A 25,994-nucleotide genomic window follows, 5' to 3' on the forward strand; every position below is an offset into this window, starting at 1 on the left:
GACGCCATGGTTTTATTCCCCTATTGTGTGTTCACCGGCCCCGATCCGGGGTTGTAAATAGAAACCGCAATTCTGAGGATTTGACAATGAAAAAAGTACTTGCACTGGTTATTGCTGCTGCCATGGGATTGTCCAGCGCTGCTTTTGCCGCTGATACCACTACCTCTACTACTACCCCGGCGTCTACCACCACCAGCACCACGGTGACCAAGACTCCGGCTAAGACCGTAACTCATAAGAAACATGTTAAAAAAGCCAAGAAAGCACCGGCCCAGACTGCCCAAGCAGCCAAAAAACATGTGAAGAAAGCTCATAAGAAAGCCGCCCCGGCGCAAACTGCCCAGGCTGCTAAAAAACACGTGAAGAAAGCCCATAAGAAAGCCGCTCCGGCCGCTGCTGCAGCCACTACCACTCCGGCATCTTAATAACGGTTTAGCCTTAATCGGCTTACCGGACCGCGTGCGGGTTTAACCATAGAAGTGCGGCGGTAAAAGCTGAAGAAGTTAACATTTTAGCGGATTATCATTAGCTATTCGACACCCGGTTAACCGGGTGTCGGTTTCTTTAGGGTCTCGCCTATGCTGCGCCGCTACTTATATGAAATCATTTTAGGTTGCCTGATTCTTTGTGCGGTCATCAGCGCCTTCTTTTATATTTAATTGCCACATGCCCCCGCAGGTTCGTCGCGTGTTTTTGTGCTGATTAGCTATTTAGCGTCCTGAAACACAACGTAATTCTCTTCATTTGCATCGTTTTCCACTATAGTAAGATAATCATTTTTTAATGGATGATATTCCAACTTATCATAAGGCGAGCTTGTTTATGCGCACCTTCCCGCTGTTGCTGCTGTGCCTGTTATCCGTGAGTATCCATAACGCCGCTTCAGCCAGCCTGACCAAAGAGCAAAAAGTGCTTTTTTTCGGCCATGACAGCCGCCAGCCCATCACCAAGCCTGATACCAGACCCTGGCAGGCCATAGGTCAGATAGAGACCGCCAGCGGCAATCTTTGCACCGCCACCCTGATTTCCCCTCATCTGGCGTTAACCGCCGGCCACTGCGTTCTGGCGCCGCCGGGGAGTATCGACAAAGCCATCATGATCCGTTTCGTCGCCGTGCACCAAGCCTGGCGTTACCACAGCAACGCCATTGAAACCCTGGTGGACAAGAATCTGGGCAAGCGGCTCAAACCCTCCGGCGACGGCTGGGTCGTCCCGCCCGACGCCGCGCCCTATGATTTTGCGCTTATCCGCTTAGACAAGCCGTTTCGGAAAATCATTCCGCTGCCGTTATGGCAAGGGGATCGCGCACAGCTCACGGCACAGCTGAAACAGGCCGACCGTCTGGTGACCCAGGCCGGTTATCCCGAAGACCATCTCGATACCCTTTATGTCCATCAGGATTGCCAAATAACCGGCTGGGCGCAAACGGCGGTGTTATCCCATCGCTGCAATACCCTACCGGGAGACAGCGGATCGCCGTTGATGCTCAACACCCTGGCCGGTTGGCAATTGATTGCGATACAAAGCTCGGCGCCGTTGGCCAAAGACCGCTATCGAGCGGATAACCGCGCCCTGGCGGTAACCGGCATCCGCAGCGAACTGCTGGCCCTGGCGGGAGATACGGACGGCGCGGCCAATGCACCGGCCGACAGCCAGCCCAAACTGCAAAAAACCGCGGCCAAATAATCCTGGAATACCCCGCGTTCGCCGGACGTATAACGAGCGTGTTAAAGGGAGACCGTGCTGATGGGGCCGAAGCGGGCGTGGTTTTACCACCCGCCGGAGCGCCCCACAGCGCGGTAGGCCCGCGATCGCCGATCGTGCAATGATTCGTGTTAAAGGGAGACCGTGCTGATGGGGTCGAAGCGGGCGTGGTTTTACCGCCCGCCGGAGCGCCCCACAGCGCGGTAGGCCCGCGATCGCCGATCGTGCAATGATTCGTGTTAAAGGGAGACCGTGCTGATGGGGCCGAAGCGGGCGTGGTTTTACCGCCCGCCGGAGCGCCCCACAGCGCGGTAGGCCCGCGATCGCCGAACCTACAACGAACCGGCCAAAGAGAGACCGCGCCATCACCGGACTAAAACGTGCCCGGCGGCACGAGCCGCCCCTACAACTCCACCTGATCCATCGCCTGCAGAATACGTTTTTCTGAAATAGGATACGGCGTACCCAGCTGCTGGGCAAAATAGCTGACCCGCAGCTCCTCGATCATCCAGCGAATCTCCTTCACGTCCTCATCCTCGCGCCGAAGGGGCGGCAGCTTCGCCAGCCACTGCCGCCAGGTCTGCTGAATTTGTTCAATCTTCAGCATCTGCGCCCGATCCCGGTAAATATCAACGGACAATTTCTCCAGTCGACGCTCAATAGCCCGCAGATAACGCAAAGTATCCCCCAACCGCTTCCAACCGTTGCCGGTAACGAAACCGCGATAAATCAGGCCGCTCATCTGGCTTTTGACATCGGATAACGCCAGGGCAAGGGCGATATCCACCCGGCCCTTCAGACGCTGATTGATAGCAAACACCGCCGTCAGTATCTGCTCCACCTGACTGGCGATAGCCACCACTTCCGCATTGAGATTGGCCCGCACATGCTCCTGCAAGGCGGCGTACTCTTCCTCGCTCCACACCACGCCTCCCCGCTCGGCCATCAGTTTATCGATGGCGCAGGAAATGCAGTCGTCTATCAAATCAAGCACCTTGCCGTAAGGATTGAAATAAAGACCCAACTTGGCTTTATTGGGCAATTTTTCATGCAGGTATTTGATCGGCGAAGGAATATTAATAAGCAGCAGCCGGCGGATACCCAACCACATGGCGCGGTGCTGGTCATGCTCGGTTTCGAACAGGCGGATGGCGACGCTCTGTTTCTCATCCACCAGGGCCGGGTAGGCTTTCAGCGAATAACCGCCCTTTTTCTGTTCATAGCGCTTGGGTAAAGTACCGAAACTCCATAAATGCAGATCCCGCTGCTCCAGGCCGTCATCGGCTACCGCCGACAGGGTTTGTTGCACATCCGCCTTGAGCTTGAGTTTAAGGGCATCCAGATCCTTGCCTTCAGCCAGGGTCTTTTGCCGATCGTCGATTACGCGAAAAGTCATTTTCAGATGATCCGGCACCTGGTCCCACAGCCAGGCATCCCTGTCCACCGTCACGCCGGTCATACGGCGCAGCTCACGCTCGAGCGCATCCAGCAGGCCGCCTTCCCCTGGCGTTACCCGTTGCAAAAAAGCCTCGGCGTAATTCGGCGCCGGCACGAAGTTACGGCGTAACGTTTTTGGCAGGGATTTGATCAAGGCAATGACCAGCTCGCGGCGAACGCCGGGGATCTGCCAGTCAAATCCCTGTAAAGAGACCTGATTCAACAGCGGCAGCGGAATGTGCACCGTCACGCCGTCGGCGTCGGCTCCCGGTTCAAACTGATAGCTCAGCCGCAGTTTAAGGTTACCCTGTCGCCAGACATTGGGATAATCCAGGGCGCTGATATCGTCCGCTCCGTCTTTGATCAGCATATTTTTTTCAAAATTGAGCCGGTCGGGATCCTGCCGGGACACCTCTTTCCACCAGCTGTCGAAATGCTGCGCCGACACGACCTCTTGGCCGATGCGTCCGTCATAGAACGCAAACAGCGTTTCATCGTCCACCAGAATATCCCGGCGCCGGGATTTATGCTCAAGCTCCTCCACTTCACCCAGCAGTTTGCGGTTGGCGTGAAAGAACGGATGGCGGGTGAGCCAGTCCCCCTCCACCAGCGCATGGCGGATGAACAGTTCGCGACACAGGGCCGGGTCGATCTGGCTGTAAGTGACTTTGCGGCCGGTGACGATAGGCAGGCCCAGCAGGGTCACTTTTTCCACCGCCATCACCGAACCCGCCGCTTTTTCCCAGTGCGGCTCGCTGTAGCTGCGTTTGACCAGGTGCTGGGCCAGCGGCTCAATCCATTCCGGATCGATACGGGCGGCAATGCGGCCCCAGAGGCGGCTGGTTTCCACCAGCTCCGCCACCATGGTCCATTTTGGTGGTTTTTTGAACAGACCGGAGCCGGGATAAATAGCAAAGCGGGCATTACGCGCGCCGGTGTATTCGTGCTTATCAACGTCCTTCTGGCCGATGTGGGATAATAAGCCGGTCAACAGGGCGCAGTGCAGACCGCGATAGTCCGCCGGCTGGGTATTCACCGGCAGGCCGAGGGTTTTCACGGTTTGACGCAGCTGGGTATAGACATCCTGCCACTCCCTGACCCGCAAATAGCTGAGAAAATCGGTGCGGCACAGCCGGCGGAACTGGTTGGAGGGCAGCAATTTCTGCTGCTCCTGCACATAATCCCATAAATTCACGAACGCCATGAAATCCGACTCTTTATCGGCGAAGCGGCGGTGCTTTTCATCGGACGCCTGCTTTTTATCCATAGGCCGCTCGCGGGGATCCTGGATAGACAGGGCGGAGGCAATCACCATGACCTCCCGCACGCAGCCGTTGTTCCTGGCTTCCAACACCATCCGCGCCAGGCGCGGGTCCAGCGGCAATTGCGCCAGCTGCCGTCCGAGAGGGCTCAGGCGATAGCCCCGCGTGGTTTCAGACCCCAGGGCCCCCAGCTCTTCCAGCAGCCGCACGCCGTCCTGGATCTGGCGCTTATCCGGGGCTTCCACAAAAGGAAACGCTCCGATATCCCCAAGCCCGAGGGAGGTCATCTGCAAGATAACCGACGCCAGGTTGGTGCGCAGAATCTCCGGATCGGTAAATTCCGGACGGGAAAGAAAATCCTCCTCGGAGTACAGCCGGATACAGATACCGGCGGAGACCCGTCCGCACCGGCCTTTACGCTGGTTGGCGGATGCCTGGGAAATGGGTTCGATAGGCAGACGCTGCACCTTGGTGCGAAAACTGTAGCGGCTGATGCGCGCGGTGCCGGGGTCAATGACATATTTGATCCCCGGTACGGTTAACGAGGTTTCGGCCACATTGGTGGCCAGCACGATACGGCGGCCGCTATGGGACTGGAACACCCGGTTCTGCTCGCTGTTGGATAAACGGGCATAAAGCGGCAGCACCTCGGTATGGGGTAAATCCAGCTTGTTCAGGCCGTCGGCGGTATCGCGGATTTCACGCTCGCCGCTCATGAAAATCAGAATATCCCCCGGCGACTCCCGGCTCAATTCGGCCACCGCGTCAAAGATGGCCTGGGACTGATCGTTATCTCCCTCCCCCGCGCCGTCCGCCACCGGCCGGTATCGCACCTCCACCGGATAAGTGCGCCCTGAGACTTCAATTATCGGGGCGTGGTTGAAGTGACGGGAAAAGCGCTCGGGATCGATGGTGGCCGAGGTGATAATGATTTTCAGGTCGGGCCGTTTGGGCAACAGTTGATAGAGATAGCCGAGGATGAAATCGATATTCAGGCTGCGCTCATGGGCTTCATCGATAATCAGCGTGTCGTACTGGAGCAGCAGCCGGTCCTGCTGAATTTCCGCCAGCAGTATGCCGTCGGTCATCAGCTTCACCAGGGTGTTATCGCCCACATGATCGTTGAAACGAACCTTGTAGCCCACTGCTTCTCCCAGCGGCGTCGCCAGTTCCTGGGCGATGCGATCGGCAACGGTGCGCGCCGCCAGCCGCCGCGGCTGGGTATGGCCGATAAGGCCGGTGATGCCTCGCCCCAGCTCCAAACAGATTTTCGGGATTTGGGTGGTTTTACCGGAGCCGGTTTCACCGGCGATAATCACCACCTGATGGTCGCGAATGGCCTGCAGGATATCGGCGCGCTTCTGGCTTACCGGTAAATCTTCGGGATAGGAAATAGCCGGACGGGCCGCCCGCCGGCTTTCCGCTCGCTGTACGGAAAGCCGGATATCGGCGGCAATGTGTTCGGTTATGGCGGCTTGCGCCTCGGGGCTCTCTTTCATGGCGCCCTGCAAACGACGGCGCAAACCGGTTTTATCGCGGAGCATTACCGACTCCAACGAAGCGGACAGCGCCGCCAGCGGTGACTTCACGTTATCTTTCCTCAAAACCTGCGGCCGGACAGTGCTTAATGTGCCGGCCCGGATGCTTTCATTTCGCCAGCTTATCATATCTGCCGGCAGGACTTTAACTCTGCCGCCGGTTTGTTCAGTAAATTCGAACAAACAACTCGAAATATTGCGCTTTCACTGACCGGGGTTTGTGAATAGAGTGTTACTCATTGCCTAAGGGTCAATCCCCATTGAAGAATAAGGAATGAAAGATGAGTAAGGTATTAGTTATTAAATCAAGTATTTTGGCTACGTTTTCACAATCCAACCAATTGGCCGATCATTTCATCGAACAATGGAAGCAAAACCACAGCGGCGATGAGATTACCGTGCGCGACCTTGCCGCACAACCGATACCGGTGCTGGATGGCGAATTGGTGGGCGCCCTGCGGCCGGCGGATGCTACCCTGACGCCCCGCCAGCAGGAGGCCCTAACCCTGTCCGATGAGTTGATTAACGAACTGCAGGCCCATGATGTGATTGTTTTTGCCGTCCCCATGTACAATTTTAATATTTCCACCCAGCTTAAAAACTATTTTGACCTGATTGCCCGTGCGGGCGTGACCTTCCGCTACAGCGAGCAGGGTCCGGAAGGCCTGGTCAAGAATAAACGCGCGTTTGTCCTCACTACCCGCGGCGGCATCCATAAAGATACCCCCAGCGATCTGGTAACCGCCTATCTGCGGTTATTCCTCGGATTTATCGGTATCACCGATGTGCAATTCGCCTTTGCCGAAGGCATCGCCTATGGTCCGGAAGTGGCCGGCAAGGCGCAGGACGAAGCCAAAGAACAAATCAACCAGTTTGCCGCCTAAGTATTCCCTCTCTGCCATGAAGCACTGTTGCGCATCTTCGGATGCGCTTTTTTTATTTGGCCGGCGGGCAGGCGTTGGCGTTGGCGTCGGGACAGACCACCGGCTGCAGCAAGGCGGCGCTGCGCTTGTCCGCCGTGATGTTGATGTCATGTTCAATTCTGACATTCATATTGATGGTAATGGGTTCCTTGGGCATCGCCAGCTCGATACGCGGAACGCATGCGCTCACCGTCAGCGCGGCCAGAATTACCATGAGTTTGATGCCCGATGTCATTGCGCTCCCCTTGTAGTCAGCGCAGGCTGCGCCGCCTGTTTTTCCAGCGTCTGTTCAACCTGGGTGCCGAAGCGCAGGCTTCGCCACAGTTGAAACAGGTTTTCCTGATGGCGGTAATTCAGCCGGACTTCCCGCTGAGCATTGATTTGTGAATTGGTGCCGGTGATGTGCGCCAGCAGCAGCAGATTCCCCGATCGATCCAGGTCTACCTCGGCGCGAGTGCGGGTGATTTCCATATAGCGCAGCCAGTCAATGGCCGCACGGGTCGCCAGATTACTGCTGCCCAACTGGTCGGCGAACTGTTTATCCAATCGCAAGGTCATATTACCGTCGTTGGCCAGCCAGCCGTGGCGAATATAGCCGGCCGGGTCGGCGAAATTCAGCGGCAATTCGCCGCTGACCCGGCCTGAGACGGCAAATTGCCGGGTATTAAGCACGGTGACGAGTTCGCTCATTTCAATGGATTTCAGGCTGAGCACCGCCGCCTCCCGCTGCGGCAGGCGTAGCGGCGACAGGCGGATGCTGCCGCCGAGGGTATCCACCGCCGCCTGGGTCAGCGTCAGGGGCCGCCTTTCGTCGTAAGGATAATAGCCCTGCAGCCCGAGCGCCAGGTGGTCGAGGTTAATTGGCGTTACCACCTTGTGGATATTCAGGGTGACGGGCTGTTTGACCCCCAGCAGCCAGCGCTGGTCCTGCAACCGGTAAGACAGACCGAGGGCAATGCCCTGTAAATGGTTTTCCTGCATCCAGACATCGCCCTCGCTCACCACCGCATGGCCCCCCGCCAGAAAACCTTGCCCGGGCGCGGCTGAAAAGGCGCTCTGGGCGTGGAATTCACCGTCCCGCAGGGTCATTTTCAGCTCCGGCGCCAGCAGGGTCTGAAATACCCGCAGCGGCTGCTGCGGCCACCAGGCCTGGCCGCGCAGGCGCGTTCCGTCCCAGCGTCCGTTTACTCTTACCGGACCGATGGCGCCGGCCTGCAGCTTGCCCCGCCAGAGAAAATCCTGCGGGTCGCGCCCCGACAGTTGCAATACGAGGCGCGGCTGCGGCATGTATCCGCCCCGTTTGATGTCTATGCGCCGGGCGGACAGACTCATCCCGCCGCTAAACGCCGGCTGCGACGCCTTGCGCTGCCAGCGGAACGGGGTTACAAGCTTCAGGCGGGGTTCATCCACATGCACCAGGCCGTATTCCAGCCCATCGAAGCCGCTGTTCATTTCGCTCAGTTCAATCATATCTTCCAGCCAACTGCCCCGTCCGTTGATATCCCAGCGGGCGTGAAACGGCGAGAGATAACCGTTACCCCAATAGCGCCAGCGCCACTGCCCCTGGTCAGGCAAAAAGTTGCTGGCCCGTCCGTCGAGATGCAGGGTTAAATTCCCCATACGGGCGGCATCCGCCAGCAGGATGGCCTGCAGGCGGCCGCTCAGGCCGCGGGAGGAGAGCTGCATGCCCGCCAGCGGTAAACGGGCGCTGGTGATATTCAAAACATTGAACAGCGGCCCCACCACCCTCAGCAGCGCGCCGGGGGACATTACCAGGACAGGATCGCTCAAGGGGCCCCTCAGTTGGCCCGGGATCGAGGCATCCAAAGACAAATCACCCTGATTGGCCAGCCCGGTCAGGCGAAAATCCAGCGCGTTATCCGTCAGGCCGATTTTGCCCGGCCCCAGGTTCAGAACCGCGTTGGCTTTACCCCGCAATCCCTCGGTGAGGACATTCAGCCGGGCGCTGATTTCCAGGCCGACCAGCCCGGCTTGCCAGTTTTTCAGGTTAAGGCTGATATGGCCCGCCAGGGGCTGTGACGCATAGGGCCAATGCCATTCGCCCCCGGAGATGGCAATGGACTCATCGCTCACCTGCCAGGGTAAGCGCGCCAGGGTGAAATCCGTCTGACTGTCGCTGATAGTCAGCTCGCCGTTTTGCTGCCGCCAGTCAAACCTGGCGATGAGCGGCGTACCGTCGGGAGAAGCCATGCCGGCCGTCAATGCGCCCCGCTCCGGCGGCAGCAGTATCTGGGGGGACAGGCCCAGGCTGCCCTGTAAACGTACCCACTGGCGGCCGGCGGCATCATTGAGGGTTAAATCATTCACCGTCAGTTGCCGGTCCAGCATGCGCAGATCCGCCGTCACCTCGCCGCCGCGGTAGTTCAGCCGCGTGTCGTTTCCCCGGTGAACCAGTTGCAGTTCGCCGCCATAGGCTTGCCAGGGGGCCACCGACAGCCGCTGGATATGCAGCGAGAAGAACGGCAGCTCCCCCAGCACCCCTTGCCATGTCAAAGGCGCTCCGCTATCGGCTGCGGACGCAGCGCAGAGGGTATTCGCCGTGACCTGTCGCGCATCAAGGCGCCAGCCGCCGTTGCCGCGGCCAAGAGAGACACCGCTGCCGTCCAGCCAATCGCAATTCCCCCGGACTAACCGGATATCCGGCAACGCCAGCTGACCCTGCCGCCAGACGGGACGTCCGTCGAGGATTAAACGAACGTCGGCGGGCAGGTAGCGTTGCGCCCATAGCGGCAGCCAGGCCGGCGTAAAATACCAGGCAGCGCCCACCAGCACGAAAATAACCACCAGCAGCGACAGCAGAAAACGGTGGGCCTTGAAAAAAAAAGCGCCTTTACGCCCTAAAGTGCCCGATACTGTGGTCATGCCATTCCTTTATTGTCCCGATGTCTGCAAGATATCATACTTGGGTTGAAAATTTTGCTAGCGAGAAGAGTGTATGAAAATCGCCGTCTACAGTACTAAAAATTACGATTTGAAATATTTATCAAAAGTGAATGAAGAGTATGGTTACGATCTGGAATTTTACGAATTTCAGTTAACCCCGCGTACCGCCAAAACCGCCGAAGGATGCGATGCGGTATGTATCTTCGTCAATGACGACGGCGGCCGCGACGTGCTGGAAATACTGGCCGCCCACGGCGTGAAGACGGTGGCGCTGCGCTGCGCCGGTTTTGATAATGTGGATTTGGACGCGGCGAAAAAACTGGGCATTGCGGTGGTGCGCGTACCGGCCTACTCGCCGGAAGCCGTGGCGGAACACGCCATCGGCCTGATGATGTGTTTGAACCGGCGTATCCATCGCGCTTATCAACGTACCCGCGACGCCAATTTTTCGCTAGAAGGTCTGATAGGCTTTAATATGCATAACCGCACCGCGGGCGTTATCGGCACCGGTAAAATCGGCGTGGCCGCCATGCGGATCCTGAAGGGCTTCGGCATGCGGCTGTTGGCCTACGATCCCTATCCGAGCGCGCAGGCGCTGGAGCTGGGGGCAGAATACACAGACCTGCCGACGCTGTTCGCCCAGTCCGACGTCATTACCCTGCACTGCCCTCTGACGCCGGAAAATCACCATCTGCTGGACCGGGAAGCCTTTGCCAAAATGAAAGACGGCGTAATGATCATCAACACCAGCCGCGGCGGGCTCATTGATTCCCAGGCGGCCATAGAGTCGTTGAAGCTTCAGAAAATCGGCGCCCTGGGGATGGACGTGTATGAAAATGAGCGGGATTTGTTCTTTGAGGATAATTCCAACGACGTGATCCAGGACGACGTCTTCCGCCGCCTGTCGGCCTGCCATAACGTGCTGTTCACCGGCCACCAGGCATTCTTGACGGAAGAAGCGCTGACCAGCATCGGCGAAATAACCCTGCAAAATCTCAGGCAAATCAGCGGCGGGGAGCACTGCCCGAATCTGCTGAACGGCTGACGGTTTTAAGGCGGCGGCGTAGAGTGATGTGAGACAGCCCGCTGGTTTAGCGGGCAAGCGCTTGTTGACAACGTGCCCGGCCGGGACAAGATGCTAGATCGTAAACACGCCGTAAATCCATCCCTGGAGGCTCGATCCGCGCCATCCCTGGCGCGGACGGTTTACTCTTCTAGCATCCTGCCCCGCCGCATAGACTCCGAGTACGTTTGTCAGCACTCTGAAGACGCTGGTTTAGCGGGCTATCACTTTTGTCCGGTCTTGACTTTGGCGGTTGAACTTTTTCCCGGTTCCCCGCACCTTTCATTACAGCTGTGACTACAGCGCGTTGCGGGCCAGGCTTTCCATGGGTTTGCGCTTGCCGTCCGCCAGCTGGCACATCTCCACCGAGCTGCCGTCCAGCTGCTGCGCGGTGGTGGGACTGCCCCCCGCATTGATACAGCTGGCCTCGATAACCGTCATCGCCCGCTGCTCAGGCGGCAAGTGGGCCGACGTGCCCTGCTGTTCAGGTTCCTGATTGGAATGACTGCTGCAGGCGACCAAAAACAGCGCCGACGTCGCCAATAACCACAGACTCACCTTCATCAATGTGCTCCGGAAAGAGGTATTAGGAACAATCTTAAGGCTGTCAGTGTAGTCGCACAAAATGTATGCGTCGAGACTCAATTGCGTTTTTGATTATAAAATCATCAGACCGGCCAGTCTTTTCACTCGCTGCCCTGCTTTATAACTGCGCCAGGCTGATTATCGCCTCATGGGCAAGCACCGCATCCAAAGGGGTTATTCGGTAGTTCCCCGGTTTTTTGCCTGACGCTTTATCATCAGCAGCGCCGGGCGCCAAAGCCCCCTCATCTAAGGTGAAACCCTCATATTTCTCATCATCAGCGGGAACGTCTTTTAGAATGGCCTGTTTTTTATCCATACAGGCGGAAAATGACTTTATGGTCATTAAGAGCTTCTCATCGTGTATTCCATGCTTCTCGGCAACGCTCTGCCATTTTTCTCCTTTTTTCAGCATCGCCCCCGCTGAACCGTCATGACCGGCCATCAGGGAGGCGGTGTGTATTTTTCGCAGGGAATCTTTATTTTTTATACAGTATTTGTCGACGGTAGCTTGGCAGTTGCCGCCATTCAAAACCGCTTCTATGGCGAGTTTTAGATAGCGTTGCGTCATCTCTTGTACTTCAAGCATCACTTTTTCACTGAATTCGCTATGACTGGCGCGACGACCGATATTCGGGCTGGCGTTCTCGTTATTCACCGCTGCTACAGGCAGAGCGTTTTTTAAAGGTTTCGTTTGAACCGTGCCCGGCGTAAGCGAACTTCCCACAGATAATGCAGCTGATTTCAGGCTTGTTATGTTATTCATCATTATATCCCACAGGGTTAAAGGGAGTGTAATATAGTGAATACTGTTCAAACAATTCCGCAACTGCCCTGGGATAATTCATCCCCGTCGCACAAAAGCAAAAATACCCTGCGCCCGCTACTGTTATACTCATGGCTAATTATGATAACCCGATGATTTTATGGTTATCATCCGTTGAGCAAATAAGGCAGAACATGATCACCACAGACGGTAATAACGCAGTCGCCTCGGTGGCTTACCGTGTTAACGAAGTTATCGCGATATATCCCATCACCCCCAGCTCAACCATGGCGGAACTGGCTTCCGCCTGGTCTGAAGCCGGCACCGCCAATATCTGGGGCGACGTGCCGCGGGTGGTTGAGATGCAATCCGAAGGGGGCGCCATCGCCACGGTACACGGCGCCTTGCAGACCGGCGCCTTGTCCACTTCCTTCACCTCATCCCAGGGATTGCTGTTGATGATCCCGACCCTGTACAAACTGGCGGGGCAATTGACGCCGTTTGTACTGCACGTGGCGGCCCGCACGGTGGCCACCCACGCACTGTCGATTTTCGGCGATCACTCCGATGTCATGGCGGTACGCCAGACCGGCTGCGCCATGCTGTGCGCGAGCAATGTGCAGGAAGCGCAGGATTTTGCGCTGGTCTCCCATATCGCCAGCCTGAACAGCCGGCTGCCGTTTATCCATTTTTTCGACGGTTTCCGCACCTCCCATGAAATCAATAAAATCGCGCCGCTGTCGGACGATACGCTGAAAACCCTGCTGCCGCAGGCGGGCATCGACGCCCACCGGCAGCGGGCGCTGACGCCGGATAACCCGGTCATTCGCGGCACCTCCGCCAACCCGGATACCTATTTCCAATCGAGGGAAGCCACCAACCCCTGGTACAACGGCGCGTTTGCCCATGTGGAACAGGCAATGGACGCGTTTGCCGGCGCCACCGGCCGCCGTTACCAACCCTTTGAGTACTACGGCCATCCCCAGGCCGAGCGGGTGATAATCCTGATGGGATCGGCCATCGGCACTTGCGAAGAGGTTATCGACAGCCTGCTGGCGCGGGGTGAAAAGGTGGGCATGGTGAAAGTCCGTCTTTATCGCCCGTTTTCCGCCGAACATCTGCTGGCGGCCATCCCGGACAGCGCGCGTAGCATCGCGGTGCTGGATCGCACCAAAGAGCCGGGAGCGCTGGCGGAGCCGCTTTATCTGGATGTGATGACCTCCCTGGCGGAGGCCTACAGCCAGGGCCGGCGCGACAGCCTGCCCCGCACCATCGGCGGCCGCTACGGCCTGTCGTCGAAAGAGTTCGATCCCGCCTGCGTCCTGGCGATTTTTAATGAGCTGGCATTGCCCCGGCCGCGGCCGCGTTTCACCGTCGGCATCTTTGACGATATCACCCATTTGTCCCTGCCGCTGCCGGAGGCTGATTTACCCCATCGCGCCAAACTGGAAGCCTTGTTCTACGGCTTGGGCAGCGACGGGTCGGTTTCCGCCACCAAGAACAACATCAAAATCATCGGCAACAGCACGCCGCTGTTCGCCCAGGGTTATTTTGTCTATGATTCGAAAAAGGCCGGCGGCCTGACGGTTTCCCACCTGCGGGTCAGCGAACATCCCATCAATTCGGCCTACCTCATCAGCCACGCCGACTTTATCGGCTGCCATCAGTCGCAGTTTATCGACAAGTACCAAATGGTGGAGCGCCTGCGGCCGGGAGGTATCTTCCTGCTGAACACCCCCTATGCCGCCGACGAAATCTGGGCGCGGCTGCCGCAGGAAGTGCAGGCGCTGCTGATTGCGCGCCAGGCGAAGTTTTATATTATCAATGCGGCGCAGATTGCCCGCGAATGCCAGTTGGGAGCGCGCATCAATACGGTGATGCAGATGGCCTTTTTCCAATTGACCGACGTATTGCCCCAGGACAGCGCCCTCGCCGCCCTGCAGTCGGCCATTGCCCGTAGCTACAGCAGCAAGGGGCAGGAACTGGTGGAACGCAACTGGCAGGCCCTGGCGGCTACCCGGGAAGCGCTGCACGCCGTGCCGCTGCGGGAAGTCAATGAACACAGCCCGCTGCGCCCGCCGGTGGTGTCCGACGCGGCGCCGGATTTTGTCAAAACCGTCACCGCGGCAATGCTGGCGGGTCTCGGCGATGCGCTGCCGGTTTCCGCCCTGCCGCCGGACGGCACCTGGCCGGTGGGCACCACCCGCTGGGAAAAACGCAATATCGCCGAACGCATCCCTCTGTGGAAACCGGAGCTGTGTACCCAGTGCAATCACTGCGTGGCGGCCTGCCCCCATTCGGCGATCCGCGCCAAGGTGGTCTCCCCCGAGTCCATGAGCGCGGCCCCGGCCGGACTGGCGTCCCTGGAAGTGAAATCCCGCGATATGCGCGGCCAGAAATACGTTTTGCAGGTGGCGCCGGAAGATTGTACCGGCTGTAACCTGTGCGTGGAGGTCTGCCCGGCCAAAGACCGGCAAAACCCGGACATCAAGGCTATCAATATGGCTTCGCGGCTGGAGCATGTGGAAGAGGAAAAGATCCATTACGACTTCTTCCTGAATCTGCCGGAAATGAAACCCGAGCAGCTGGAACGCATCGACATCCGCACCTCTCAGCTGATTACCCCGCTGTTCGAGTACTCCGGCGCCTGCTCCGGCTGCGGCGAGACGCCGTATATCAAGCTGCTGACCCAACTGTATGGCGACCGGCTGCTGATAGCCAACGCCACCGGCTGTTCTTCCATCTACGGCGGCAATCTGCCCACCACGCCCTACACCACCAACGCCGAGGGGCGCGGTCCGGCCTGGGCCAATTCGCTGTTTGAGGATAACGCCGAGTTCGGGCTGGGATTCCGGCTGACGGTGGATCAGCACCGCCGCCGTGTCCTGCGTTTGCTGAACCAGCATCGCGATCTGCTGCCGGAGGGCTTGCTGGCCGGATTGCAGGCCGACGGAGTGGCCGTGCCGGAACGCCGCGCACAGATCGAACAGTTAAGAGTCCTGTTGAAACCCCATACCGGCGGCGACAGCAGGCAACTGGCCGCGGACGCCGATTATCTGGTGGATAAATCCATTTGGCTTATCGGCGGCGACGGCTGGGCCTATGATATCGGCTTCGGCGGCCTGGACCATGTGCTGAGCCTGTCGGAAAACGTCAATGTTCTGGTGTTGGATACCCAATGTTATTCCAATACCGGCGGCCAGCAATCCAAAGCCACCCCGCTGGGGGCGGTAACCAAATTCGGCGAACAGGGCAAGCGCAAAGTCCGCAAGGATTTGGGGGTGAGCATGATGATGTACGGCCATGTCTATGTGGCGCAAATCTCCCTCGGCGCCCAGCTCAACCAGACGGTGAAAGCCATTCAGGAAGCCGAGGCTTATCCCGGCCCGTCGCTGATTATTGCCTACAGTCCTTGCGAAGAGCACGGCTATGATTTGGCGTTAAGCCACGACCAGATGCGCCAGCTCACCGCCACCGGCTTCTGGCCGCTGTATCGTTTCGATCCCCGCCGCGGCGATGAAGGCAAACTCCCCCTGTCCCTGGATTCACGCCCGCCCAGCAGCGAGTTAAGCGCCACCCTGCTTAATGAGCAGCGCTTTAAGCGGCTGAACAGCCAGCAGCCCGAGGTGGCCAGCGCGCTCTATCAGGCGGCGGAAAAGGATTTGAAGGCGAAATATGACTTCCTGGCCCGCATGGCGGGCAAAGGGGAGACGGCGGAATAAGCCGGCTGGATTTATTGACAACCTGTCCGGCCGGGAGCGGCCGGCCGGCGATTCCGGACTTTTCAGCCGGCGGCAGAGGCGCTATTATGCCCGCGGCTGGATTGATACGGATGAAAAATGGATCGCAACGATATTGTCGAAGTGCCCCGGCACGGCAGGTTTTTTCTTTCATGGGTTGCTTATGTCCGCCCCTGGATATTGTTCGCCATGCTGACCGCCATTGGCTTGCTGGTATCCCAGTCCGCCAACGCGGCCAATATCATCCTGGCCGGTTACGTCATTTTGTTTATCGGCATCGTTAAGCTGATTTATGATCTGGCCTGGCGCCGGCGCTTTCGGTTTTTTTATGACCTGGAAGGCGTTTGGCTGGTGCGCGGCCTGCTGCCCGGGCGCCGGGGTAAAAAGGGGCTGTCCTGGCTGGAAATCGACGAGGTCGCCTGTGACAGCGGTCCGTTCAGCTGGCTGACAAAGTCCTACGGCATCACCATCAGCCATCGTTTCAGCGCCACCCGCCAATTGCACATCAGCCAAATCAAACATGGCGATCGGGCGGTGGCGGCCATCAATGAAAGGCTGATGCAGGAATTCACGGACTGAGCGATGTCTGCCCGACCCGCCTCATCCATTCTCCTGCGTTGCCGTTTTATAGGATCGCATTACCGCGCCGCTGTCAGACACAGTCCCGTACATAACACCTTAAGGCATAATTACCGTGGTTGATCAAAAACAGATTTATAACTTCAATAAGCTTCAGAAGCGCTTGCGGCGCAATGTGGGCCAGGCCATCGCCGACTTCAACATGATTGAGGAAGGGGATCGCATCATGGTCTGCCTGTCGGGAGGCAAGGACAGCTACACCATGCTGGACATCCTGCGCAGTCTGCAGCAAAACGCGCCGGTGAACTTTACCTTGATAGCGGTGAATCTGGATCAGAAACAGCCCGGCTTCCCCGGCGATGTATTGCCCGCCTACCTTGAATCGCTGGGTATCGAATATCACATCGTTGAAGAAAATACCTATGCCATCGTTAAGGATAAGATTCCCGAGGGCAAAACCACCTGTTCCCTGTGTTCAAGGCTGCGGCGGGGAATTCTCTACCGCACCGCCGGCGAGCTGGGCGCCAATAAGATTGCCCTGGGCCACCATCGCGACGACATGCTGCAAACGCTGTTTCTGAATATGTTCTACGGCGGTAAATTAAAGGCCATGCCGCCCAAACTGATGAGCGACGACGGCAAACATATTGTCATTCGCCCCCTGGCCTACTGCCGGGAAAAGGATATCGAACGTTTTGCCGCCGCGCGGGAATTTCCCATTATCCCCTGTAATTTGTGCGGCTCCCAGCCCAACCTGCAGCGGCAGGTGATCGGGAATATGCTGCGGGACTGGGATAAACAGTATCCGGGACGGATAGAAACCATGTTCCGCGCCATGCAAAACGTGGTGCCCTCCCATTTGGCGGATAGCAATCTCTTTGACTTCAGGCAGTTGAATGCCGGCGATCCGGTAATAGCGGGCGGAGATCTGGCCTTTGACCAGGAAACGCTGCCGGCGGTGCCGGTGGGCTGGCAGGATGAACCGGAGGAGTTATTGCAGCTCTCTGTTCACCAGCGTTTGCCGGTGACGGAAATCAAATAAGTTAACGCCGCCCGCGGGCGGCGGCCTGATCAAAAAAGATGAGGCGGCGGGTCGTTGATGGGTTTGGGATCGGGATTATAGGGCGGTTCCAGCGGCGGCTCCGGCAGCGGATTGGGGATCGGCGGCGGATCGGTGGGTATGGGCTCATTGGGAATCGGCTCGGTGGGTATACTGAACCGATATTGATTAGCGCGTGCCGTGCCAGAGGGCGTAGTAGTCAACGACATAGTGTCCACCTCGTAGGGAAATATCGAAATAATTGCATAAATTACAGCGGCAAGTCATGGCTATGCCGTCGGATTCAGCCATTGGCGCTGCACTCAAGTCATGTTAATGAAATACTCTTTAAGGATAGCCGGGAGGGGTTAAAGCGCAAAAAAAATGCCAGGTTCTAAAACCCGGCATTATATGAATTAAATATGCTATGCAATAATTCAAAAAAAGGAAGTAAGACAATATGGAGCGCAACGCCCATCGCTTGACGTTGCATTCACCTGCACAATGGATAATGCCTGATTCTAAGCATCGGCTTTTTGATATTGCTCAATATTGATGAGCTTTTTGGATACTTTTTACCGAATATATTTCCATAAACGCCAATGTTATAGCCATTTACGACGTTTTAACCACCATGCAACCCCCGGAACCAATAAAACCAACAGCAGACAAAACAGGCTAAAACCATAACGCATATTGCCGCCGGGAATGCCGCCCAGGTTAACGCCGAACAGGCCGGTGAGGAAGGTGGTGGGCAGGAATACCATTGCCATCAGGGACATGGTATAACTGCGGCGGTTGATGGCTTCCGCCGTCAGCGAGTTGATTTCATCGGCGATGACCGCCGTGCGCGCGATGCCGCCGTCAATATCCTCTATGCCCCGCCCCAGCCGGTCGGCGATATCCTGCATCCGGCGCCGGTCGTCCTTGTCCATCCAGGCCAGATGCTCGCTGGCCAGACGCGAGAACACGTCGCGCTGGGGCCCCATATAGCGGCGCAGCACAATCAACTGCTTGCGCAGCTGCGCCAGCTGGCCGCGCGGCGGAATGCGCTGTTCAAGCAGGTCGTTTTCCAGGGCGATTATCCGATCGTGCATTTCATCGATGAAATCACTGGTATGATCGGTCAGGATATCGCTCATCTCCACCAGCCAGGTACCGCTGTTGACCGGGCCCTGTTTTCTCTGCAGCCCTTCAAGAATCTCTTCCACCGCCTGTATAGGCTGACGCCGGGTGGTGACAATCAGCTTATCGGTGATATAGATGCGCAGTACGATCAGCTCTTCGGGGTACTCTTCGGTATTAAAATTAATGCTCCGCAATATAATCAGCGCCCCTTCGGGCAGCCGGTTTATCCTGGGCCGGGTGCTGTTGCCCGCCAGCGGCTCACGCAAGGGGTCCGGAACCAGCGGCGTATCATTCAGCCATTCCATGCTGGCCTGGTGCTCAATATCCAGATGCAGCCAGCACGGGTGGTCGCAATGGGCAATATCCGCCGCTTCAATGGGCCGGATACCCCCGGCGCCGTCCAACTGGCCGGCATAAACCACACCATTGATATGCAAAGCGTTTTGATCAATAACGTCCAACGTCTCACACCTTTTTTCCACTGACTATAACCAACCTGAACGTTTGAGTTTCCGATGCAGGGCAACACAGCCGGCAAGGGTCACCAGCAGCGTGACCGGATATCCCCAGGGCATTTTTAATTCCGGCATCGAGGCGAAGTTCATGCCGTACAGACTGAAGATAACCGTTGGCACCGCCAGGATAGCGCCCCACCCGGCCAACCGTTTTACCACTTCGTTTTGCCTGACCGATACCATCGCCAAATTCACATGCATCGCATTGGTCAACATTTCGCGCATATCATCGGTAAGCGTGATCACCTGATGAGCATGATCCTGGACGTCGCGGATATAGGCTCTCAGTTCTTTGGGAATAACGGCTTCATGCAGATGAATCAACTGGTTGCAAATATCGTCGATGGGCACGGCGGCATTGTGCATAGCCAGCAGATCGCGGCGCAGTCGATAAACCTCTTCCACCGCCTGCGGATCGAACTCGGACTTGAACATGGCCGACTCGATGCCGTCAAATTGCGTCTCGTACTGTCCGATGATTTCCCGGTAATTATCCACCACAAAGTCCAGTATAGAATAGAGCGCGAATCCCGGCCCTTTGGCCAGCAGCTTGGGCGTTTCCTCCGCGCGCGCCCGAATGGCGGCGTAGCTGGAGGAGGCGCCGTGACGAACGGTAATCAGAAAATGCGCGCCGACGAAAAAATGTGTCTCGCCATACTGTATTTTATCATCCACCCGCTGGGCGGTTTTCACCACGATAAACAACGAGTCGCCGTAGGTTTCCAATTTTGGCCGCTGATGGGCGGTAAGCGCATCTTCGATGGCTAAGTCATGCAGATGGAATTCTTGCTGTATTTTTCGCATGAATGCATCATCGGGCGCAAACAGGCCTAACCAGACAAACGCGTCGGGCTGTTTTAACACCTCGCTGATGTCGTCGATGGTGACTTCACCTATTCGACGTCCCGCTTGGTAAGCAACGCTGTTTATCACCTTGTCCATTATTTATCCTGTACCATTCACCAGAAACGCCATTTTCAGTGCTTGAGAATATACATGCTTTGGCTGTAAGCCACATCCTCGGGATTATTAATTGGGTAGCCCTGCACCCAGGGCTTGATGAGCCGGCCGTTGGTATATTGATAAATCGGCGCTATGGGCGCCTGTTCGGCGATAATATCCTCCGCCTTGTTGTAATCCGCCGCCAGCAGTTTGGCATTGGTTTGCCGGCTGGCCTGCTCCAGCAGGCGATCGTATTGGGGGTCGTTGAATTTGGCGATATTGCCGCTGTGCGCCGCGGTGAGCAGCGATAAGAAGGTGGAGGGCTCATTATAATCCCCAACCCAGGACGCGCGCACCACATCGAAATTACCGGTATTGCGGCTGTCGATATAGGACTTCCATTCCTGGTTTACCAGCTTGACATTCACCCCGAGTTTTTTCTTCCACATGGAGGCGACGGCGATAGCGATTTTTTCGTTGCCTTCGGAAGTATTGTACAACAGATTCAGGGTAATAGGTTTATCCGGGCCGTAACCCGCCGCCGTCATCAGTACCTTGGCTTCGGCATCCAACTCCTCCTGGGAGTGCTGCTGCAGATAATTCGGCACGGGCTTATAACCGGCGGTGACGTCGGGGGTCAGGTGAAAGGCGGGTTTTTCGCCGCTGCCCACCACCTTCTCCGCGATAATCCGGCGGTCGATGGCGTAAGACAGCGCTTTGCGCACCCGCACGTCGCTGGTGGGCGCGCGCCGGGTATTAAACGCGTAATAGTAAGTTCCCAACTGGGGAGGGGTATACACCTGGCCGGGAATATCCTTTAGCAGTTGCTGATAGCGGGGTTTCGGAAAGGATTCGGTAATATCGATATCATTGGCGAGATAGCGGTTCAGCGCCGAAGACTCCTGATTGATGGGAATAAACGTTACCTGCGTTAATACCGTATGCCGATGATCCCAGTAGTACGGGTTGGGCGCCAGCACCAGTTTTTCATTGACTACCCGTTGCTGGAGCTGAAACGCGCCGTTGCCCACCAGGTTGCCCACTTTGGTCCAGTCATTTCCGTATTTCTCTACCGTGGCGCGGTGGACCGGGAATAAACTGAAGTTAGCCGTCAGGCTGGCAAAATACGGTACCGGTTTATCCAGCTCCACTTTCAGGGTGTAGTCGTCCGGTGCGCTGACCCCAAGCCGCTCGGCCGGCGCTTTGCCGGCGATGATGTCGCCGGCGTTGGCCAGCCCCGCCAACTGGGCAAACCAGGCAAAGGGAGACAGATTTTTCGGATCCGCCAGCCGCCGCCAGCTGTAGACAAAATCACCGGCGGTGACAGGGTCACCATTAGACCAGCGGGCGTCATGGCGCAGATGAAAAATAAAGGTGCGGTTGTCGTTGGTTTGCCAGCTGACGGCCACGCCCGGAATCAAATGCCCGTCGGCGTCCTGGTTAACCAGCCCCTCGAAGAGATCCCGCGTGACCTCCGCTTCCGTCAGGCCGACGCCTTTGATGGGGTCCAGCGAGGCCGGTTCGTCTTTGATGTGCCGGACGATATGCTGTACCGGGGACAGCTGAACGCCGGGCGGCGGCGTGGCGCCGCGGGCGATGCCGCAGCAGGCAATGATTAAGGAGGCACAGAGTGCTAATTTGGAACCAGGCATAAGCTTTTCCTTGAAGTCATAATCGGCGCATCACCCGGGCGCGGGCCGGATAATGGCGGCCGTGCCGTGCTTTAGCATAAAAAAGTTCGGGACTAAAAATGTTAAAACTAAAAGTCTGCCGACAAAAGTCGTAAGGCGAAGGTCTTTTGCGATAAAATATTATCAGTCAATGTAACTCATTAGATTATGGCAGAAAACCCCATGACCGTATTCCATCCCCGCCCGCAGCGGGGCAAGCTTATTTTTCCCGGGACCCCCTTTGGCAAATCGGTACTGGGCGCGCCGATGCTGTTTTTCCGCGCCGCCGACGCCGGTCCGGATACCGGATTAATCATTGCCGGCACCCACGGCGATGAAACCGCGGGGGTGGTGGCGCTGTCTTGCGCACTGCGCACTCTCGGCGCAAAGCCGCCGCGCCATCATCTGGTTTTGGCGGTGAATCCGGACGGCTGTCAGCTGGGATTGCGCGCGAACGCCAACGGGGTCGATCTGAACCGCAATTTCCCCACCGGCAACTGGCGGCCCATGGATACCCTTTACCGCTGGACCAGCGCAAGCGAAGCACGGGACGTGGCGCTCTCCCCCGGCACCGCGCCAGGTTCGGAGCCGGAAACCCGTGCGCTGTGCGGGTTGATAGCGCAATTAAAACCGGCCTGGGTGGTTTCGTTCCATGAGCCCCTGGCCTGTATCGAACAGCAGGCCCGTTCACCCCTGGCGCTATGGCTGGCGGAGCGGCTTTCGCTGCCGCTGGTGGACAGCGTCGGCTACGCGACCCCAGGTTCCTTCGGCAACTGGTGCGAGGAGCAATCCCTGCCCTGCATCACCGCCGAACTGCCCGCCGTCTCGGCGGATGCCGCCACCACGGATTATCTGGACGCCCTGGTGGATTTATTGCGTTACAGATCCTGAAAACCGCCCCCGGAACGGATAACGTTATTCCAGCAGGATAGACCCGCAGCCGAACGTCAGATGGGGTTGCGCATCCATGGAGAGCCAGGTCGGCCCGTCCAGGTCGATAAACCGCGCCGCCGGGGCCAGCGGCAAGGCGGCGGCAATGGCCCTGGATGTGCACAGCATGCAGCCGAGCATAATGCCGAACCCCTGCTCTCCCGCCTGCCGGGCCAGCAGCAGCGCTTCGGTCAGGCCGCCGGTTTTGTCCAGTTTGATGTTCACCATCTCATAGTTGTCCTTAAGCGCCGGTAATTGCTGTCGGGTATGGCAACTTTCATCGGCGCAGATCGGCAGCGGATGGATGAAATGCTGTAACGCGGCATCCTGCTCCGCGGGCAGCGGCTGTTCGAGCATCGCCACCCCCAGATCCGCCAATAATTGGCAGCGGGAGGCTAATCCTTCGGGATGCCAGGCTTCATTGGCATCGACAATGAGGGTCGCCGCCGGAACGGCGGTGCGAATAGCCACCATCCGCTCGGTTATCAGCCGATCGTCGAGCTTGATTTTCAGCAGCCTGGCGCCTTTTTGCCAGAATGCCTGCGCGGCTTCGGCCATGGCCTGGGGTTCATCGATGCCCAGGGTCTGCGCCATGGCGATGGTCGCCGGCAGCTGGACGCCGGCGTACTGCGCCAGCGTTTGTCCGCTCAACTGGCGCTCCACATCCCACAGCGCGCAATCCACCGCGTTGCGGGCCGCGCCGGCGGGGAGCAATTGCTGCAGTATTTCCCGCGAAACGCCCTGTTCGATGGGATGCAGCACCGAGGTCAGCTGTTCCAGCACCGATTGTTCGCTCTCTCCGTAACGGGGATAAGGGGTGCATTCGCCGATACCCTTAACACCGTCCTGCTCTATTTCCACCACCACCACTTTTGCTTCCGTACGGCTGCCCCGTGAAATCACAAAAGGCGTATGGAGCGGCCATGCTTCGGCATAAAAACGCATTACTCTCATCGTCGGTCCTCGGATTGATGGTTGCCATAGGATCCTCCCGGCCCATAAATCCTGTTAATTTAGAAAGTTATTATTGTAAAAATCCGGCTATCTTCGCTTTTCGTCATCTTTTAGACTGGATTTGATGTTAAGCAGACAAGGAACCCAGTATGGCAGAAACAGTTTATTTTCAGGGTAATCCGGTCAGGGTGGCGGATTCGCTGCCACAGCCCGGTGATACGGCTCCGGACTTTTCACTGGTGGCCAAAGATCTCTTAGACATAACGTTAAACAACCATACCGGCAAACGCAAGTTGCTGAATATCTTCCCCAGTATCGACACCGCCATTTGCGCGGCCAAGGTACGCCGTTTCAATCAAATAGCCGTCGATCTGGAAAATACCGTGGTGCTGTGCATTTCCGCCGATTTACCGTTCGCCCAGTCACGTTTTTGCGGTACGGAAGGATTGCATCGCGTCATTACCTTATCCACCCTGCGCGATCGGCAATTCATGCGCCGCTATGGAGTGGAAATCACCGATGGCCCGCTGAAAGGGCTGACCGCGCGGGCGGTCATGGTGCTCGATGAGCGCAACAAGGTGCTGTACAGCCAACGGGTGGCGGAAATCACCCATGAGCCGGATTATGATCGGGCGCTGTCTGTCCTGAGGGAAGCGCCGGCCCGCAATTGACCCTGCGGGCCGGGCAATGGAGGAGCAGGCGGGCGCGAACGGCGCGGCGTGGTTTTATGCTTCCTCGTCCTCGCCGGGCTTTTTGCTGCTCAGTCCGTACTCGCGCAGCTTGTTGGCGATGGCGGTGTGGGATACGCCCAGTCTTTTCGCCAGCTTTCGGGTACTGGGATAGGTGCGATAAAGCCGGGTGAGCACCGAGCGCTCGAACCTTTTACTGATATCGTCCAGGGAGCCGTCCAGCACCTCTTCGGACATCGGCAGCGAGAGGGCAAAATCCGGCAGGTCGATGTCGTCGACGCCTATCGCCGGGCCATCCAACTGCGCCATGGCGCGATAAAGCACATTTTTCAGCTGCCGGACGTTGCCCGGCCAGGCGTACTGCGCCAGCATGGCCGTTAACTCAGGGGCCAGCCGCGGACGCGGCACGCCCTGCTCGTCGCAGAACCGGGCGATAAAGAGCGACGTAAGGGGCATGATGTCATCCGGCCGCTCCCTCAGCGGCGGCAGATTCAGGGTCAATACGTTCAGGCGGTAATAGAGATCCTCGCGAAACTGCCCTTTATGCACCAGCTCCAGAAGATTTTTCTGGGTCGCGCAGATAACCCGGACATCCACATGCATTTCCTGATCTTCGCCCACCCGGCGAAAGGTCCCGTCGTTGAGGAAACGCAGCAGTTTCGTTTGCATGCGGGGGGACATCTCGCCGATCTCGTCCAACAGCACCGAACCGCCGCCGGCCTGTTCGAAAAAGCCCTTTTTGCTTTCCAGCGCGTTGGGATAAGCGCCGGCGGCGTGGCCGAACAGTTCGCTTTCCGCCACGTCATCCGGCAGCGCGGCGCAGTTAAGGGCCAGGAATGGCTGTTTGCCGCGCGGGCTGCGCAAATGGCAGGCATGGGCCATCAAATCTTTACCGGTGCCGGTCTCGCCGACGATCAGCAGGGGCGCGTCCAGCATGGCCAGTTTGCGCGCATGCTCCACCACCTGGCGCATTTTGACGCTGGCGGCAATGATATGGCCGAATTCGCTGTCGTCATTGGGGCCGGTTTCCTGTAACTGCCGTCCCATGCGGACTGCGGACTTCAGCAAGATTACCGCCCCCGCCGCCGCCGGTTTGCCGTCATCGTCCGCCAGCCGGACGGGCGTGATGTCCATTAGAAAATCCTGCCCCGCCAATACCACCCGCCGGCTATCGGCCGCGGGACGCTCATTCTCCAGCCAACGGGTAAAATTGAACCCGCCGATAAAGCCGCCGATGGGCTGGCGGCGCATTTTTTCCTCCGGCAGGTTGAACAGCGCCAAGGCCGCCGGATTGGTCAGTTCAACTTTGCCTTTAAGATCCACGGACAACACCGGTTCGGGCATGGCGGCCAACAATGCTTCCAGGGCGCGATGCTCCCGTTCCGAAGGCATGAAGGCCAGGGTACGGACATCGGTCACGCCCTGGATCCGGCGAATCTCCGCCATTAACCCGGGGAAAGAGTCCCTTTCCACCAGTGCAACATTTAAATAGATCCTGCCGGCGGGATCGATTTCGATGCCGCGTAAATCAATATTGCGCGATGCCAACAGGTCCAGCAGTTCCCGGGCCAGGCCGAGGCGATCTTCACAAAAAACTTCTAAACGCATGCCGCGCCTCTTGACGATTGA

20 protein-coding genes are annotated in these 25,994 nt (G+C 57.7%); 9 read left to right on the forward strand and 11 right to left on the reverse strand.

The features are described 5' to 3' along the window. The first annotated feature begins 86 nt into the window (after positions 1-86). Both asr and ACL2XJ_RS22345 read left to right on the forward strand, forming a co-directional pair. The gene (gene asr, locus ACL2XJ_RS22340) at positions 87-425 is read left to right on the forward strand and encodes an acid resistance repetitive basic protein Asr (protein ID WP_132921471.1); all 339 of its coding nucleotides are present in this window, start codon (positions 87-89) and stop codon (positions 423-425) included. Between the two features lie 397 nt (positions 426-822). Continuing rightward, positions 823-1,686, forward strand: a complete 864-nt coding sequence (locus ACL2XJ_RS22345; RefSeq protein ID WP_413724530.1) for a trypsin-like serine peptidase — start codon at positions 823-825, stop codon at positions 1,684-1,686. 421 nt (positions 1,687-2,107) lie between these two features. Here the strand turns inward: ACL2XJ_RS22345 and hrpA are convergent, their stop codons facing one another. Further along, the gene (gene hrpA / locus ACL2XJ_RS22350; protein WP_413724531.1) at positions 2,108-5,992 is read right to left on the reverse strand and encodes an ATP-dependent RNA helicase HrpA; all 3,885 of its coding nucleotides are present in this window, start codon (positions 5,990-5,992) and stop codon (positions 2,108-2,110) included. A gap of 230 nt (positions 5,993-6,222) precedes the next feature. Here hrpA and ACL2XJ_RS22355 point away from each other — a divergent pair, with 230 nt between their 5' ends. Next, complete coding sequence (locus tag ACL2XJ_RS22355; protein ID WP_132921468.1) at positions 6,223-6,825, forward strand: FMN-dependent NADH-azoreductase; 603 nt, start codon at positions 6,223-6,225, stop codon at positions 6,823-6,825. 52 nt (positions 6,826-6,877) lie between these two features. Here ACL2XJ_RS22355 and ACL2XJ_RS22360 read toward each other — a convergent pair whose 3' ends face one another. After that, positions 6,878-7,099 (reverse strand): YnbE family lipoprotein, encoded by a 222-nt coding sequence (locus ACL2XJ_RS22360; RefSeq protein WP_413724532.1) that lies wholly within the window; start codon positions 7,097-7,099, stop codon positions 6,878-6,880. Beyond that, entirely contained in the window at positions 7,096-9,747 is a 2,652-nt protein-coding gene (locus ACL2XJ_RS22365) for a YdbH family protein (protein ID WP_413724533.1), read from the reverse strand. Before ACL2XJ_RS22365 ends, ACL2XJ_RS22360 begins: the two co-directional genes overlap by 4 nt. A 73-nt stretch (positions 9,748-9,820) precedes the next feature. On the opposite strand from ACL2XJ_RS22365, the gene ACL2XJ_RS22370 reads away from it, so the two are divergent. After that, positions 9,821-10,813 (forward strand): 2-hydroxyacid dehydrogenase, encoded by a 993-nt coding sequence (locus tag ACL2XJ_RS22370; protein ID WP_413724534.1) that lies wholly within the window; start codon positions 9,821-9,823, stop codon positions 10,811-10,813. A gap of 315 nt (positions 10,814-11,128) precedes the next feature. On the opposite strand, the gene ACL2XJ_RS22375 is transcribed toward ACL2XJ_RS22370, so the two are convergent. Together ACL2XJ_RS22375 and ACL2XJ_RS22380 are read right to left on the reverse strand one after the other, a co-directional pair. Beyond that, entirely contained in the window at positions 11,129-11,395 is a 267-nt protein-coding gene (locus ACL2XJ_RS22375) for a DUF333 domain-containing protein (RefSeq protein ID WP_132921464.1), read from the reverse strand. Positions 11,396-11,534: 139 nt separating this feature from the next. Further along, positions 11,535-12,182 (reverse strand): hypothetical protein, encoded by a 648-nt coding sequence (locus ACL2XJ_RS22380; RefSeq protein WP_413724535.1) that lies wholly within the window; start codon positions 12,180-12,182, stop codon positions 11,535-11,537. Positions 12,183-12,373: 191 nt separating this feature from the next. Between ACL2XJ_RS22380 and nifJ the strand changes: the two genes are divergently transcribed. From nifJ to ttcA, 3 genes are all read left to right on the forward strand, one after another. Next, positions 12,374-15,901 (forward strand): pyruvate:ferredoxin (flavodoxin) oxidoreductase, encoded by a 3,528-nt coding sequence (gene nifJ / locus ACL2XJ_RS22385; protein ID WP_413724536.1) that lies wholly within the window; start codon positions 12,374-12,376, stop codon positions 15,899-15,901. 117 nt (positions 15,902-16,018) lie between these two features. Continuing rightward, complete coding sequence (locus ACL2XJ_RS22390) at positions 16,019-16,498, forward strand: hypothetical protein (protein ID WP_413724537.1); 480 nt, start codon at positions 16,019-16,021, stop codon at positions 16,496-16,498. Between the two features lie 106 nt (positions 16,499-16,604). Continuing rightward, on the forward strand, positions 16,605-17,540 hold the full coding sequence (ttcA, locus tag ACL2XJ_RS22395) for a tRNA 2-thiocytidine(32) synthetase TtcA (protein WP_413726943.1): 936 nt from the start codon (positions 16,605-16,607) through the stop codon (positions 17,538-17,540). Positions 17,541-17,569: 29 nt separating this feature from the next. On the opposite strand, the gene ACL2XJ_RS22400 is transcribed toward ttcA, so the two are convergent. From ACL2XJ_RS22400 to ACL2XJ_RS22415, 4 genes are all read right to left on the reverse strand, one after another. Next, positions 17,570-17,767, reverse strand: coding sequence for a hypothetical protein (locus tag ACL2XJ_RS22400; protein WP_203523182.1), 198 nt, complete (start codon positions 17,765-17,767; stop codon positions 17,570-17,572). Between the two features lie 375 nt (positions 17,768-18,142). Then, positions 18,143-19,126, reverse strand: a complete 984-nt coding sequence (gene zntB, locus ACL2XJ_RS22405; RefSeq protein ID WP_413724538.1) for a zinc transporter ZntB — start codon at positions 19,124-19,126, stop codon at positions 18,143-18,145. A gap of 24 nt (positions 19,127-19,150) precedes the next feature. Continuing rightward, positions 19,151-20,122 (reverse strand): magnesium/cobalt transporter CorA, encoded by a 972-nt coding sequence (gene corA / locus ACL2XJ_RS22410; protein ID WP_413724539.1) that lies wholly within the window; start codon positions 20,120-20,122, stop codon positions 19,151-19,153. 35 nt (positions 20,123-20,157) lie between these two features. Next, a complete protein-coding gene (locus tag ACL2XJ_RS22415; RefSeq protein WP_413724540.1) occupies positions 20,158-21,774 on the reverse strand; it encodes a peptide ABC transporter substrate-binding protein in 1,617 nt (538 codons plus the stop codon). A gap of 201 nt (positions 21,775-21,975) precedes the next feature. Here ACL2XJ_RS22415 and mpaA point away from each other — a divergent pair, with 201 nt between their 5' ends. Then, positions 21,976-22,683 (forward strand): murein tripeptide amidase MpaA, encoded by a 708-nt coding sequence (gene mpaA, locus ACL2XJ_RS22420; RefSeq protein ID WP_413724541.1) that lies wholly within the window; start codon positions 21,976-21,978, stop codon positions 22,681-22,683. A gap of 24 nt (positions 22,684-22,707) precedes the next feature. Here mpaA and ycjG read toward each other — a convergent pair whose 3' ends face one another. After that, positions 22,708-23,676 (reverse strand): L-Ala-D/L-Glu epimerase, encoded by a 969-nt coding sequence (gene ycjG / locus ACL2XJ_RS22425; RefSeq protein ID WP_132921454.1) that lies wholly within the window; start codon positions 23,674-23,676, stop codon positions 22,708-22,710. Positions 23,677-23,825: 149 nt separating this feature from the next. On the opposite strand from ycjG, the gene tpx reads away from it, so the two are divergent. After that, positions 23,826-24,347, forward strand: coding sequence for a thiol peroxidase (gene tpx / locus ACL2XJ_RS22430; RefSeq protein ID WP_413724542.1), 522 nt, complete (start codon positions 23,826-23,828; stop codon positions 24,345-24,347). Between the two features lie 54 nt (positions 24,348-24,401). Here the strand turns inward: tpx and tyrR are convergent, their stop codons facing one another. Continuing rightward, the gene (gene tyrR / locus ACL2XJ_RS22435; RefSeq protein ID WP_413724543.1) at positions 24,402-25,973 is read right to left on the reverse strand and encodes a transcriptional regulator TyrR; all 1,572 of its coding nucleotides are present in this window, start codon (positions 25,971-25,973) and stop codon (positions 24,402-24,404) included. Positions 25,974-25,994 lie beyond the last annotated feature (21 nt).

The sequence above is a fragment of the Sodalis sp. RH16 genome (genome assembly GCF_047324245.1).
Classification (GTDB): domain Bacteria; phylum Pseudomonadota; class Gammaproteobacteria; order Enterobacterales; family Enterobacteriaceae; genus Acerihabitans; species Acerihabitans ligni.

Excerpts from the sequence above, each read along its gene's own strand:
- corA (WP_413724539.1), bottom strand. The coding sequence starts at position 20,122 with ATGGACAAGGTGATAAACAGCGTTGCTTACCAAGCGGGACGTCGAATA.
- ycjG (WP_132921454.1), bottom strand. The coding sequence starts at position 23,676 with ATGAGAGTAATGCGTTTTTATGCCGAAGCATGGCCGCTCCATACGCCT.
- ACL2XJ_RS22365 (WP_413724533.1), bottom strand. The coding sequence starts at position 9,747 with ATGACCACAGTATCGGGCACTTTAGGGCGTAAAGGCGCTTTTTTTTTC.
- tpx (WP_413724542.1), top strand. The coding sequence starts at position 23,826 with ATGGCAGAAACAGTTTATTTTCAGGGTAATCCGGTCAGGGTGGCGGAT.
- ACL2XJ_RS22380 (WP_413724535.1), bottom strand. The coding sequence starts at position 12,182 with ATGATGAATAACATAACAAGCCTGAAATCAGCTGCATTATCTGTGGGA.
- ACL2XJ_RS22370 (WP_413724534.1), top strand. The coding sequence starts at position 9,821 with ATGAAAATCGCCGTCTACAGTACTAAAAATTACGATTTGAAATATTTA.
- ACL2XJ_RS22400 (WP_203523182.1), bottom strand. The coding sequence starts at position 17,767 with ATGTCGTTGACTACTACGCCCTCTGGCACGGCACGCGCTAATCAATAT.
- ACL2XJ_RS22375 (WP_132921464.1), bottom strand. The coding sequence starts at position 11,395 with ATGAAGGTGAGTCTGTGGTTATTGGCGACGTCGGCGCTGTTTTTGGTC.
- nifJ (WP_413724536.1), top strand. The coding sequence starts at position 12,374 with ATGATCACCACAGACGGTAATAACGCAGTCGCCTCGGTGGCTTACCGT.
- ACL2XJ_RS22390 (WP_413724537.1), top strand. The coding sequence starts at position 16,019 with ATGGATCGCAACGATATTGTCGAAGTGCCCCGGCACGGCAGGTTTTTT.
- mpaA (WP_413724541.1), top strand. The coding sequence starts at position 21,976 with ATGACCGTATTCCATCCCCGCCCGCAGCGGGGCAAGCTTATTTTTCCC.
- ACL2XJ_RS22415 (WP_413724540.1), bottom strand. The coding sequence starts at position 21,774 with ATGCCTGGTTCCAAATTAGCACTCTGTGCCTCCTTAATCATTGCCTGC.
- ACL2XJ_RS22360 (WP_413724532.1), bottom strand. The coding sequence starts at position 7,099 with ATGACATCGGGCATCAAACTCATGGTAATTCTGGCCGCGCTGACGGTG.
- ACL2XJ_RS22355 (WP_132921468.1), top strand. The coding sequence starts at position 6,223 with ATGAGTAAGGTATTAGTTATTAAATCAAGTATTTTGGCTACGTTTTCA.
- asr (WP_132921471.1), top strand. The coding sequence starts at position 87 with ATGAAAAAAGTACTTGCACTGGTTATTGCTGCTGCCATGGGATTGTCC.
- tyrR (WP_413724543.1), bottom strand. The coding sequence starts at position 25,973 with ATGCGTTTAGAAGTTTTTTGTGAAGATCGCCTCGGCCTGGCCCGGGAA.
- ACL2XJ_RS22345 (WP_413724530.1), top strand. The coding sequence starts at position 823 with ATGCGCACCTTCCCGCTGTTGCTGCTGTGCCTGTTATCCGTGAGTATC.